Source organism: Halorubrum californiense DSM 19288, assembly GCF_000336875.1.
Taxonomy (GTDB): Archaea; Halobacteriota; Halobacteria; order Halobacteriales; family Haloferacaceae; genus Halorubrum; species Halorubrum californiense.
Genome location: NZ_AOJK01000038.1, coordinates 40,584 through 51,770, shown reverse-complemented (window position 1 = coordinate 51,770; position 11,187 = coordinate 40,584). Strand labels below are relative to the sequence as shown.

Below are 11,187 nucleotides of genomic sequence, written 5' to 3'. Positions count from 1 at the left end.
TTGAGGTCGTCGGTGTCAGTCTCGTTGAGGTCGTCGGTGTCAGTCTCGTTGAGGTCGTCGGTGTCAGTCTCGTTGAGGTCGTCGGTGTCTACGCTATCACTTGGGGTATCGGCAGTCGAGCTATCTGATGTACTATCATCCGAAAAGAATGCCATGAGCGAGTCAAACAGCGGCAATCCGCTGAGTGACTCTACCCTGCTAGTTCCTGTGTCAGTACTGTTCGTTTCTTCAGCATCTGGACTGTTCGCTTCCTGCGAAACATCCTCTGTTTGGTTCGCGGGCGCGCCAGCGACGGTGCCAGTCGCTGCTATGCCTGCACCACATATGAGCAGAGCAGCAAGCACGATACTTGCTATATTGTTATGCTTCATTGCGCTCCTGACTTTATTATGGTCATAAAAAGGGATTCGCGTCCATCTATCGAATCGTCGTACAACCGTCGAATCGTTTCGTACGCAGGGGCAGACAGAGCACACGATTCGCGCCAGCTACGCGATGACGGAGTCACATACGTCTCAGCACACACTTTTCGCTCTGAATCGATTCGATAACTGTACGAGGATTCGAGGGTTGGACGCGAACGGCTTACTAAGGCTGTCTCAACCCTCTAATTGTAATGGCAGAACGCACCGGCCGACACGTCGAAGATAGCGGTTCTAAAACAAGGGGCAACTAATCATGCGCGTGCCCGTTCCGAACAACAAGCTCGTCGCCTTCACGCTCGTAGGTGCGCTCCTCACAGCTGGGGTCGCCGGGGCTCTAGCGCTGCCCGGTGGCGGCCTCGCGCAGGTTGGCGAGCAACCTAACTCACCTGGTACGACCGCGTCAGACGCCTCACAACAGGCTGCCTCTGGCGTGCCGACGCCAAATGAGGACTTTACCCCAGCAGTCCAGACGCAGTCTGGGTACGAAGATGAGGAATACGAAGAGGACGAGTACGAAGATGAGGAACACGAGGACGACGAAGAGGACGAGTACGAAGATGAGGAACACGAGGACGACGAAGAGGACGAGTACGAAGATGAGGAACACGAGGACGACGAAGAGGACGAGTGACCGAGATGATAGGATCACTCGCATCGCTCACCGAGCGGTTCGGGGACATCAACCGCGAGTTCAATTGTTGTGATACGACGTTTCGGGTCCACGCGACAGGCATCCGGGCCGACACTGCGGTGACTGCGGCACGAGACACGGCCGAGTCACTCGAAGCACAGCTGGACGCCTTCGACGAGGCGAGTGCCGTCAGCCGGCTCAACCGGGAATTTGAGGTCGTGAACGAACACGTCGCCCGTATCGTCCGCCGTGGACTCGAATACAAGGATCAAACCGAGAGCGTGTTCGATATCCATCAGGGTCGTGCCGAGCAGGAACTCAAAACGTTCCTGCGTGGTGACAACGAAACACTACCCACAGAATTCGATACCGGATCTGTCCGTGTCAGCGGGTCTCAGATCAGTACCGATGTCGAACTCGACCTCAACGGTCTCGCAAAAGGATACATCGTTGACCGGGCCAGCGAGGCGCTCGGGGGTCTCGGCCGGCGGGGGTTCGTCAGTGGTGGTGGAGATATGTCCCCGCCGACCGGCCCAGTGGCCATCGAGAGCCCGTACGGCGACGACACGCCGCTGAAGATTCTGGACACGCAGTGGTCCGTCGCGACATCCGGTGGCTACCGACGCTCGCGAAACGGCACGGACCACATCTACGACTCGACCACCGCGTCGCTCGGCTCTCGTCACGAGTCCGTTACCGTCGTCGCGCGTCGCGACTGTATGGAGGCCGATGCCTTGGCGACGACGCTGGCCGCACTCCCCCTCGACGAGGCACGTGAATTAGCAGCCGAGTGGGACGGACTGGAGGCGCTGATCATTCACGACGGCGTCTTCCACACGACAGCGAGGTTCGATACACATGTCTTGGACTCATAAACAGCGAATCACCGTCGTCGCCATCGTCGTTCTGGTCGTGGCCGTTCCGGCCCTCTGGCAGATCGGCGACGTGCGTGCCGCCCAGACGACTGAGAAAGCACAGAGCGACCTCGTGGAGCAGAGCGTTTCGGAGAGACAGGCACCGGCAGATTACGACGGGGATGGCATCAACGACTCCGCCGACAAGTGTCCGACTCGCCCGGAATCAGTGAACGGGTTTCAAGACTCGGACGGCTGCCCGGATGTCATCGAGACGACGGGAGCATCGTAATGTCACAACTCGTCTGGCTCCTAGACCGCGGTGCTGCACTCGTCACATACCCGTTGCTGTACCTGGCCGTACTCACAGGTGTCTTCTACAACACGGAGTCATTCGGCGTACTCCACGAGGCCGCCCAACGCATACACATCGAACTATCCGTGTTCGCGATGATCGTCACGCTGTTACACGCGGGGCTCGGCATCCTCGACGCGTGGTTCGTCGTCACCGGTCAGGTTCCTGCACCAGCATACTCGATGCCGTACTTCCTCGGCGGCGTCGCCGTCGGGGCAGGGGCGCTGCTCATGCTCGTCGTCGCAGTGCTTGGCTTTACTGACGCGAAACGCTTCCAGCGCCCTTGGGGGCCTCGTGTTGTTCACTCGTTCGCGTATGCCGGGTTCGCCTTCGGGACGATTCACGCGGCAGCGATCGGGACTGATCTGACGGGGCTCGTCCGTCCCCTGCTAGCCCCCTCGCTCGCGTTTCTCGTGTACGTGCTCCTGTTGCGCCTGCTGGTGCTTCAAGGGATGCCGTCGAACGCGACGACGAGCTAATAGCCGTCCCACAGGCCCAGAATACGGTCAACCACTTTGTCGGTGAACGAGCGTTGGTGAACCGTGTAGAGGTATTTCACCCGGTCGGGATCGCTAACCTGATACACGACACTCCGGCCGTCGCGCTCTTTGGTGACGAGGTCGGCCTCGGCAAGCTTCGAAAGATGCCACGAGACAGTCGATTGGGCCTTCTCAAGGTGGTCGCTTAATTCGGTTGTCGAGAGCGGGCCATCAGTGAGAAGGTGTGCGAGGATGCGGCGACTGTACTCCCGCCGCAACGCGTTCATCACTACTCGGTCGCCTTCGTCGAACTCGGCAGCCGTATAGTACCGCGTGTACTTGCCGTCATCCGAGACGTCGATCAGGCCCTCGTCAGCGAGCCAGCGGAGCTGGTACTGGAGGGTTCCCTGCGCGTACTCGAGGCCGTCGAGGAGCGCGCGAAAGTGAACACCCGGTGTCTCGGCTATCCGCTGGTAGATCGCCCGCCGAGAGTCCAGTTCGAGGTCCGGGTCCGACATTGCTCAGCCTCGCGTGAGAGCGACGAAGAAGGTCAAGAGACCACCGAGAATCAAGAGTGCACTTGCGTGTTCGAGCAATTCGAGCGGCGCGTACGGGAGATAGGGGAGCAAAAGGTATTTGAGAAACACGATGAGCCCATAGACGGCAAACATCGCGTACCCGAGCGTGACGATTCGCATTTGGATATCACGTTCCCGTCGCCACGCGAGGAAACTGAGGAGGCTGAGCCCCCCAGCGAGGACGAAGATGCCGAGACTGACATACTGTTCAAGGAGTTGAGCGAGTACCATGTGTTACTATCTGTGTACACAGCCGGTGCGACGTCCTCGGCGGTCGATACAACGTAACTTATGATAGGGTCGGGGAAAACGATTGGCGTTCAATCGTCGAATCTAATCGAATGGATGGGCGATCTCCTGTTCGGGTGACTTCACCTCGTCGATCAGCGCGCCGACCTCGTCGTTCTCGGGATTCTGGTTGGGCCAGACTCGTTTTCCGCCTCTTTCGTCGTAGTCGCCGAGTCGTATCGTAGGACTAACTGGTTGCTACGACATAACATCATATAGAACCGCGCTCTCGGAGTTGTCTAAGCGCGTCGATTGGGTCGTACCGGTAGTCGAATACCGGATTCGCGTACAATCACAGAACCAAATCGACGGTTCTGTTAAACCTTGAGGGAATGATATATCCTGACTGACCGGGGTCAGTACAGGGGACTGAAGAATCGTTCAGCGTGGGGTCAAATCTTATTTACTTGTGGTGTACTGGAAAATATCATATGCCCTCCAGAGAGAAACTGAGCACAGTAGATAGCTGGGCGCTATTGTTTGCTGTTTTAGCCATTGCTGTCGGTGTACTTACTATCCGGGCGATTACACGTGGACAGAGTTACAGTCAAATTCTACTTCTTGGAATGTTGACTGTATACGCGCTCAGCAACTCGATAAATAGAATACTCACAAAGATACCACATTTTAAACGACTCACCGCAATCCCACTCGGTGTCGTCGGGGGCATCGCGTATTTGATTGGAACTCCGACAGACCTCCCAATATTTTTTGTTCTCTTAGGTATTGGTAGTCTCGTTGACTTACTCTGGGATCCAACTGGCGACGTTTATGACGACCAATCAGGGTAGCTCACTGCTCAGTGAGCAATCGTCAGAGATCAGCGGTCTCAGACGAGAGTGTGTCTGAAGAAAATTGAACTACGCAGATTCAGGTGGTCGATAGGCGGATCGGGTTAGTGCGTCTACGGCACTACTCCACTGGTCGTGAAGTTCGGAACGGAACACTTGACCACCTTCCACGTGCCACTTAGAACGGAACGAATCCCCTTCAGACCGAAGTTCAAGAAGAATCGTTTCCGAGTCTCTTTCCCACACATACACGATCTCGTTGTCGGTGTACGTCTGTCGTGTGTACTTCGTTACAGTCTGCTCTCCAACTGTGGGGAGTTCCAATTCAGAGAGAACAGCCAATTGAAAGCTCGAATAGATATGTTGAGCGGGAGGCTCCAATTCTTGAAGCACTTGCTTGAGTTCTGCTCTCGTAGTCACGCCATCTTCGACCAACTTGCGAGCCGCAAGCTCGCCCACGCCGTGAATATCTCGCAGATCAGATTTTGTCACGATAGTGACTTTATCTCAGCCATTGTAGTTCTGTGGGTGGTTGGTAGATTATCCTATCAGCGCAACTGCTAACTATTCGATCCCTGTCACAGCGGTGTAGTTGATTAAGGAGTTCGCGTACAGGCACAGAATCAAATTGAGGCCCTGTTGAAATCCTCGGGAAGTGACACACTCTGGCCGGTTGTGGTCAATACTGACTGATCAGCAGCCAGCGCGTTCAGCCCTCGCTCTTGCGGTAGTAGGTCTTCTTTACCTGTAGACATCACAGTCTGTGAACGCCGGCATCGTTGTCGACACCAGCCGCACGCGGCTCTCAGCCGTCACCCGAAACGTCTAAGATCAGCTTTGAACGCGATACTGGGGGATGGGGCCCAGATCGCGTCGATCTGCCCGTTTGACCGCCGGGCAGGCAGATCGGCGGGGAGGGCAGATCGCATGAGAGCGGGGAAGGGTAAGGGGGGAGCAACCTCGCTCTCATCAGGGACCTTGGGTCCCTACCGTCAGGGAGGACATAGAGTGTTGAAAAAATTTTGATTTCAGTATTAACAATAGCCATCGACACAGGTAGCGTTGCGATAAGGAATGAGGCGGTCAAAAGATCGAGTGATTCATGCTCAGCTTCGACCGCCTTCGCGGCGTGGACAATTTATATGCCGCGCCGCCGACGGGTCGCACATGTCGAGTCTCGACGGCGCGGCGGCGGTGATCACCGGAGCGAGTTCTGGCATCGGCGAGGCGACGGCGCACGCGCTCGCCGAGCGCGGCGCGAACGTCGTCCTCGTGGCGCGGCGGCGCGAGGCGCTCGAATCGGTCGCGGACGACGTGCGCTCCGAGTACGGCATCGACGCGGTCGTCGCGGACGGCGACGTGCGCGACTCGGCGACCTCGCAAGCGGCGGTCGAGGCCGCGGTCGACGAGTTCGGCGGCCTCGACGTCGCCGTCGTCAACGCGGGGCTCGGCCGCGGGAGCGACGTGGCGACGATGACCGACGAGGAGTACTTCGCGATGCAGGAGACGAACGTCGACGGCGCCTTCTTCCTCACGCGCGAGGCGCTCCCGCACCTCACGGAGAGCGAGGGGACCCTCGTCGCGGTCGGCAGTTTCGCCGGGGAGTACCCGCGGTCGTTCAACCCCGTGTACGCCGCGACGAAGTGGTGGCTCCGCGGGTTCGCGCACAGCGTCGCGGCGCAGGCCGGCGACGACGGGGTGGCCGTCTCCGTGGTCAACCCCTCGGAGGTCAGGACGGAGTTCGGCAGCGAGGACGGCGAGCCCTTCGAGGAGCGGTTCGAGCCGGGGAGCGCCACCGAACCCGAGGAGGTGGCGGAGGCCATCGCCTTCGCCGCGTCGCGGGCCGACTCGTCGGCGCAGGAGATCGATCTCTTCCGGCGCGACAAGTTCGCCGACACGCTGTGAACCGGCGGCGCCGGGGCTCGGCGGTCGGTCGGGTCGGCCGTTCAGCGGTCGGTCGACGCCGCTGTGCCGCCGTCGACCCGCGCCCCGCACTCCGGGCAGGTCTCGTCCGCACGGGAGAGCGCCAAGTCACACGCCGGACAGAACCGGCGGTCGCAGGCCGTGTCACCCATGCGAGCGCCTCTCTCAGAGACGGGGATAAATTCGACGGCGGAAACCGCTCGCTCGCCGTCCCGAACGTTTCGAATCGTAATTCCTTTTGAATCGGTGGGCACCGATACGGTGTGAGCAACGCGGACGAAGGCAACGGAGCGAACCGCTCGCAGTTCTGGGCGCTCTACCTCACGCGGTTCGCGGAGGGGTTCGGCTTCATCACGCTCATCACGCTGTTGCCGACGTACATCAACACACTCGACCCGCAGGCGACGACGGTGCTGGGCGTCACCATCTCGGCCGGGTTCATCATCAAGATGTACACCACCGGCTTCACGCTCGCGCAGACGGCCGCCGTGGTCTCGCTCGCGTGGGCCGGCGACCGCTTCGACAAGCGGCTCGTGCTGCTCGGCGTCCTCGGCGCCGGCGCGGGCGGACAAGATCGGGAAGGCGAACGCCGCCTCCTTCGCGGCCTCCATCTTCGGGTCGCTCGGCGCGGGCGCCATCTACGACGCCGTCGGGTTCGGCCCGGTGTTCACGCTCATCACGGCGCTGATGGTCGCGGCGTGGCTCGTCACGTGGGGGATGCTCGACGCCGACCCGACGCGGATCGAGGGGTTCCCGTTCTCGGACCTGGCGGTGAACCGCAAGATCCTCACCAACTCGACGTTCCGCGCGCAGTACGCCTTCGCGGTGACGATGGTGCGGACGTGGGTCCCCATCTACGCCGGCACGGAGCTGGCTTCCGGCGGGCTCGCGGTCGGGGCGACCGCGGTCGCGGTGACGGTCACCGCCGAGAAGGCGACCAACGTGGTCGGCCAGCTGTTCACCGGCCGGCTCTCCGACGCGTACGGGCGGTCGCTGTTCGTCTTCGCCGGCGGTGGTGCTTACGGGCTGATCGCGATGACGATCCCGTTTTCGGCGGCGATCGGCGCCGCGCTCGGGGCCGGCCTCACGGTCCCGATACTGGGAGAACTCCCCGCGGCGTACCTCCCGTTGGTGGCGCTGTCCGGGCTGCTCGGCGTAGCGGACTCCTTCCGCGAGCCCGCCAGCATGGCGCTGTTCGCCGACGAGGGGACGGACGACGGGGGCGTCGCCTCCAGCTTCGGGATCCGGGAGCTGGTGTGGCGGCCGGGATCGGTGGCCGGTCCACTCATCGCCGGCTGGCTCATGGTCGAGGTGAGCATGGGGTCCGTCTTCTACGTCGTCGGCGCGTTCGCGGTCACCGGCGTCGTCACGTTCCTCGCGATCCTCGCGCGGGACCACGGTCGCGCTGCGCTGACGGCGTGGTAGGTCCGCGTTCGATCCGTCGCACCGAGCGCCCCCACCCTCGTCGGCCTACCGCTTCCGGAGCGCGGCCCGGTAGTGCGGGCCGTCGCCCGATCCCGCTCGGTCGACCGCCGCGACCGTCCAGCCGGTCCCGACCGCGGCCTCCCGGAGTCGGTCCGGCGAGAACAGCCTGAAGAGGAGCGTCGGGTCCCGCTCGTCGTCGTACTCGAACCACATGACGCGGCTCGCGAGCCCCGGCGTCGGGTCCGAGCGATAGCCGAGCAGGTCCGCCGCCTCGGGACGGTCCGGGTCGTAGCAGTCGACGACCGCCGTCGCGTCGGGCGTCGTCACGAACGCGAGGTCGCCGAGGAACGCCGAGAGCCCCCGCATCGACCCCGCCAGTCCGACCTGCGTCCCGATCGCGAGCGCCGACGCGAACCGGTCACGCCCGAACGCCTCCCGGAGCGCGAACATGTCGCCCTCGCGGGCGTCGTCGACGCCGCGCTCCCGCATCGTCTCGACGAGCGCCGGACTGGATTCGACGGCCACCGTCTCGAACCGCTCCTGAAACCGGAGCGCGTGTCGGCCCGCGCCAGCGCCGAGGTCGACGAGCGGGCCGTCGAGCCGGGACGTCAGCCACGATCCGGCCTCGCTTTCCGGGTCGAACTCGGAGAAGTAGAACTCATCGATCGGGTGCTCGCGCGTCGCCTCGCCGTCTCCCTGGTAGAGCGGCGCCGTTCGCTCGCCGCGGTGGTGGTCTCGGATCGCGCGTCCGAAGGCGTCGGCCATGTGTCGGGCTGTCCGCTCGACGACAAAAGCGGTCCGTGAGAACGGCACCCAGTGACACGTCGGCTCGGACGCCGCGTCGGAGCGCGCGGCTCTGTCGGCTCTACCGCCGAGGCCAGTCGTTCAGTCGTCGCCCTCGGCCGCGGACTCGCCCGCGGAGTCGGCGACTCGCTTCGTCTCGGTGTCCGCGCTGATCCCCTCCCAGTCGTCGTCGGTGTGGAACCCCTCGCGCTCCTTCGCGCCGGGCGCGACGCGGACGAACTCGGCGCGCTCCCGGGCGCGTTCGATCGTGTGCCCGCCGCAGTACGAGAGCCCCGAGCGGATCCCCTGACAGAACTCCTCGGCGACCGTCGCGACGGGGCCTTTGAACGGCGTCAGCGCCTCGACGCCCTCGTCGGCGCCCACGTTCGCACCCTTGTCGTCGCGGTCCTCGGCGGCGGCGGTCGTCGCCATCCCCCGCGACCGCTTGTACCGCGTCCCGTCGACCTCGACGACCGCGCCCGGCGCCTCCGCCGTCCCCGCGAAGAGGCTCCCGAGCATCACCGTGTCGGCGCCCGCCATCAGCGCCTTCGCGGCGTCGCCGGAGGTCCGGATCCCGCCGTCGGCGCAGATCGTGACGTCGAGGTCCGCGGCCGCCGTCGCGCAGTCGTCGACCGCGGTCAACTGCGGGACGCCGGCGCCGGCGACCTTCCGCGTGGTACAGTGCGAGCCCGGCCCGATGCCGACCTTCACGCAGTCGGCCCCGGCCGCCGCGAGGTCCTCGACGCCCGCCGGCGTGGCGACGTTGCCGGCGACGAGGTCCGTCTCCGGGAACTCAGTCGCGATCTCCTCGACGGCCGCGATCGCCCGGTCGAGGTGGCCGTGCGCGACGTCGACGACGATCGCGTCCACGCCCGCGTCGACCAGCGCCGCGCTCCGCGCGAGGTGGTCCTCGTTGATCCCGACCGCGGCGGCGACCTGTTCGCCCGCCGCGGCCACCCGCTCGACCTGCGCCGACTGCTCGTCGGCGGTGAGGAAGCGGTGGAGGACGCCGAGCCCGCCGGCGCGCGAGAGATCGATCGCCAGTTCGGCCTCCGTGACGGTGTCCATCGCCGCCGAGACCAGCGGCGTCTCCAGTTCGACGCTCGGCGTGAACCGCGTCGAGAGGTCCACGTCGCTCCGGCTGTCGACGGGCGACCGCTGCGGGACGAGCAGCACGTCCCCGTAGCTCAGCCCGGTTCGTAGATCGTTCATGCCCCTCGCGAGGAGAGAGACGGACACGCAAAAACCTCTCGATAGCCGGGGGCGACCCCGCTCGCGCCGCCGAGACCCGTCAGTACCCCTGCTCGGCCAGCGCGTCCTCCAGCGCGGCGAGGACGTACTCGACGTTCTTCGGGCGGGCGGAGTGACCCATACAGCCGATCCGCCAGATGTCGCCCTCCAGGTCGCCGAGGCCGGAGGCGATCTCCAGGTCGTACGCCGCGAGGAGGTGGTCGATGACGGCGGCGTCGTCGACCCCGTCGGGCACCCGGACCGCGTTCAGGCTCGGGAGCCAGTACTCGTCGGGCGCGTTCATCTCCAGGCTCAGCTCTTGGAGGCCCGCTTTCAAGTCGCCGGCCACCTCGCGGTGGCGCGCCCACCGCTCCTCGATGCCCTCCTCGGCGACGAGGCGGAGCGCCTCGCGGAGCGCGTACACGTTTGTGATCGGCGCGGTGTGGTGGTACGAGCGGTCGTCGCCCCAGTACCCCTCAAGCAGCGAGAGGTCGAGGTACCACGACCGGGGCCGCTCCTCGCGGTCGAGTACCTTATTCATCGCGCGGTCGTTGAGCGTGAGCGGGCTCGCGCCGGGCGGACACGAGAGGCACTTCTGCGGGCCGGAGTAGGCGACGTCGACGCCCCACTCGTCGACGCGCATCTCGACGCCGCCGAGCGAGGTGACGCAGTCCGCGATCACGAACGCGTCGTGGTCGTGCGCGATCTCCGTCAGTTCCGGGACGCCCGGCTGGAGGACGCCCGTCGAGGTCTCCGCGTGGACGAACCCGAACACGTCCGGCTGGTGTTCGTCGAACGCGCGCTCGACATCGACGGGGTCGAGGGGTTCACCCCACGGCGCGTCCACCTCGACGACCTCGCCGCCCGCGCGCTCGGCCATCGACTTCATCCGTCCGCCGAAGTAGCCGTTCGTCGGGATCAGCATCGTGTCGCCCGGTTCGACGAGGTTGCCGATGGCGGCCTCCATCGAGGCAGACCCGGTCCCGGACACTGGAATCGTCCACTTGTTGTCCGTCCGGAACGTGTAGCGCAGCAGCTCCTGGACCTCGTCCATGATCTCCACGAACGAGGGGTCGAGGTGGCCGACGAGCGGCGTGCTCATCGCCTTGAGGACGCGCGGGTGGACGTCGCTCGGACCGGGGCCCATCAGCGTGCGGTCCGGCGGCGTCAGCTCCCCCACGTCGGGCGCTTTCTCGTCGACGCCGCGTTCGACGTATCGCTCTGACATACGCTTGCGTCCAGCCAGCGGTGACAAAAACCCGACGGAACGCGCGGGCTCGCCGACGCAGTGACGGCCGACGACAACGGCCGGCCGCTATCGCCGCGCCGGGAGCGGGTTCCTGGATGATCGAAGCCGCCGCGCCGCGAGCGAGCGCCCGGCCGATCGAAGTCGCCACACCGCGAGCGGGCGCCCGGCCGATCGAA

Annotated in this window: 12 protein-coding genes and 2 pseudogenes; 8 read left to right on the top strand and 6 right to left on the bottom strand. The window is 64.0% G+C overall.

Going from position 1 to position 11,187, the window contains the following annotated elements; all coding sequences use genetic code 11:
* Positions 1 to 371, bottom strand: a pseudogene (locus C463_RS18565) (hypothetical protein); the annotation flags it as partial.
* A 307-nt stretch (positions 372 to 678) separates the two neighbouring features.
* Between C463_RS18565 and C463_RS18560 the strand changes: the two are divergent.
* The 4 genes from C463_RS18560 to C463_RS08185 are packed head-to-tail and all read left to right on the top strand — an operon-like array spanning position 679 to position 2,744.
* Positions 679 to 1,056, top strand: a complete 378-nt coding sequence (locus C463_RS18560) for a hypothetical protein (protein WP_049905700.1) — start codon at positions 679 to 681, stop codon at positions 1,054 to 1,056.
* Positions 1,057 to 1,061: 5 nt separating this feature from the next.
* Positions 1,062 to 1,931 (top strand): FAD:protein FMN transferase, encoded by an 870-nt coding sequence (locus tag C463_RS08195; RefSeq protein WP_049905703.1) that lies wholly within the window; start codon positions 1,062 to 1,064, stop codon positions 1,929 to 1,931.
* Entirely contained in the window at positions 1,915 to 2,202 is a 288-nt protein-coding gene (locus tag C463_RS08190) for a hypothetical protein (RefSeq protein WP_008442674.1), read from the top strand. Before C463_RS08195 ends, C463_RS08190 begins: the two co-directional genes overlap by 17 nt.
* Positions 2,202 to 2,744, top strand: coding sequence for a hypothetical protein (locus C463_RS08185; RefSeq protein WP_008442673.1), 543 nt, complete (start codon positions 2,202 to 2,204; stop codon positions 2,742 to 2,744). The genes C463_RS08190 and C463_RS08185 overlap by 1 nt, the downstream gene beginning before the upstream one ends.
* Here C463_RS08185 and C463_RS08180 read toward each other — a convergent pair.
* A complete protein-coding gene (locus C463_RS08180) occupies positions 2,741 to 3,262 on the bottom strand; it encodes a winged helix-turn-helix transcriptional regulator (RefSeq protein ID WP_008442672.1) in 522 nt (173 codons plus the stop codon). The genes C463_RS08185 and C463_RS08180 overlap by 4 nt on opposite strands.
* Positions 3,263 to 3,328: 66 nt before the next feature.
* On the opposite strand from C463_RS08180, the gene C463_RS19380 reads away from it, so the two are divergent.
* The 3 genes from C463_RS19380 to C463_RS08165 all read left to right on the top strand — a co-directional run bounded on the left by C463_RS19380 (position 3,329) and on the right by C463_RS08165 (position 6,306).
* Positions 3,329 to 3,610 carry a hypothetical protein gene (locus tag C463_RS19380; RefSeq protein WP_158294465.1) on the top strand — a complete coding sequence of 94 codons (282 nt, stop codon included), beginning with the start codon at positions 3,329 to 3,331 and terminating at the stop codon, positions 3,608 to 3,610.
* 431 nt (positions 3,611 to 4,041) lie between these two features.
* Positions 4,042 to 4,401 carry a hypothetical protein gene (locus C463_RS18555; protein ID WP_137695442.1) on the top strand — a complete coding sequence of 120 codons (360 nt, stop codon included), beginning with the start codon at positions 4,042 to 4,044 and terminating at the stop codon, positions 4,399 to 4,401.
* A gap of 1,167 nt (positions 4,402 to 5,568) precedes the next feature.
* Positions 5,569 to 6,306 (top strand): SDR family oxidoreductase, encoded by a 738-nt coding sequence (locus C463_RS08165; RefSeq protein ID WP_008442669.1) that lies wholly within the window; start codon positions 5,569 to 5,571, stop codon positions 6,304 to 6,306.
* 41 nt (positions 6,307 to 6,347) lie between these two features.
* Here C463_RS08165 and C463_RS19910 read toward each other — a convergent pair whose 3' ends face one another.
* Positions 6,348 to 6,476, bottom strand: a complete 129-nt coding sequence (locus C463_RS19910) for a hypothetical protein (protein ID WP_008442668.1) — start codon at positions 6,474 to 6,476, stop codon at positions 6,348 to 6,350.
* Between the two features lie 111 nt (positions 6,477 to 6,587).
* Between C463_RS19910 and C463_RS08160 the strand changes: the two are divergent.
* Positions 6,588 to 7,749, top strand: a pseudogene (locus tag C463_RS08160) (MFS transporter).
* 45 nt (positions 7,750 to 7,794) lie between these two features.
* Here C463_RS08160 and C463_RS08155 read toward each other — a convergent pair.
* The 3 genes from C463_RS08155 to C463_RS08145 form a co-directional block, all read right to left on the bottom strand.
* Complete coding sequence (locus C463_RS08155; protein ID WP_008442665.1) at positions 7,795 to 8,514, bottom strand: class I SAM-dependent methyltransferase; 720 nt, start codon at positions 8,512 to 8,514, stop codon at positions 7,795 to 7,797.
* 120 nt (positions 8,515 to 8,634) lie between these two features.
* Positions 8,635 to 9,744: a guanosine monophosphate reductase gene (locus C463_RS08150; protein ID WP_008442664.1), complete on the bottom strand. Its 1,110-nt coding sequence runs from the start codon at positions 9,742 to 9,744 to the stop codon at positions 8,635 to 8,637.
* Between the two features lie 79 nt (positions 9,745 to 9,823).
* Positions 9,824 to 10,990 (bottom strand): pyridoxal-phosphate-dependent aminotransferase family protein, encoded by a 1,167-nt coding sequence (locus C463_RS08145; protein WP_008442663.1) that lies wholly within the window; start codon positions 10,988 to 10,990, stop codon positions 9,824 to 9,826.
* Between the last annotated feature and the right edge of the window lie 197 nt (positions 10,991 to 11,187).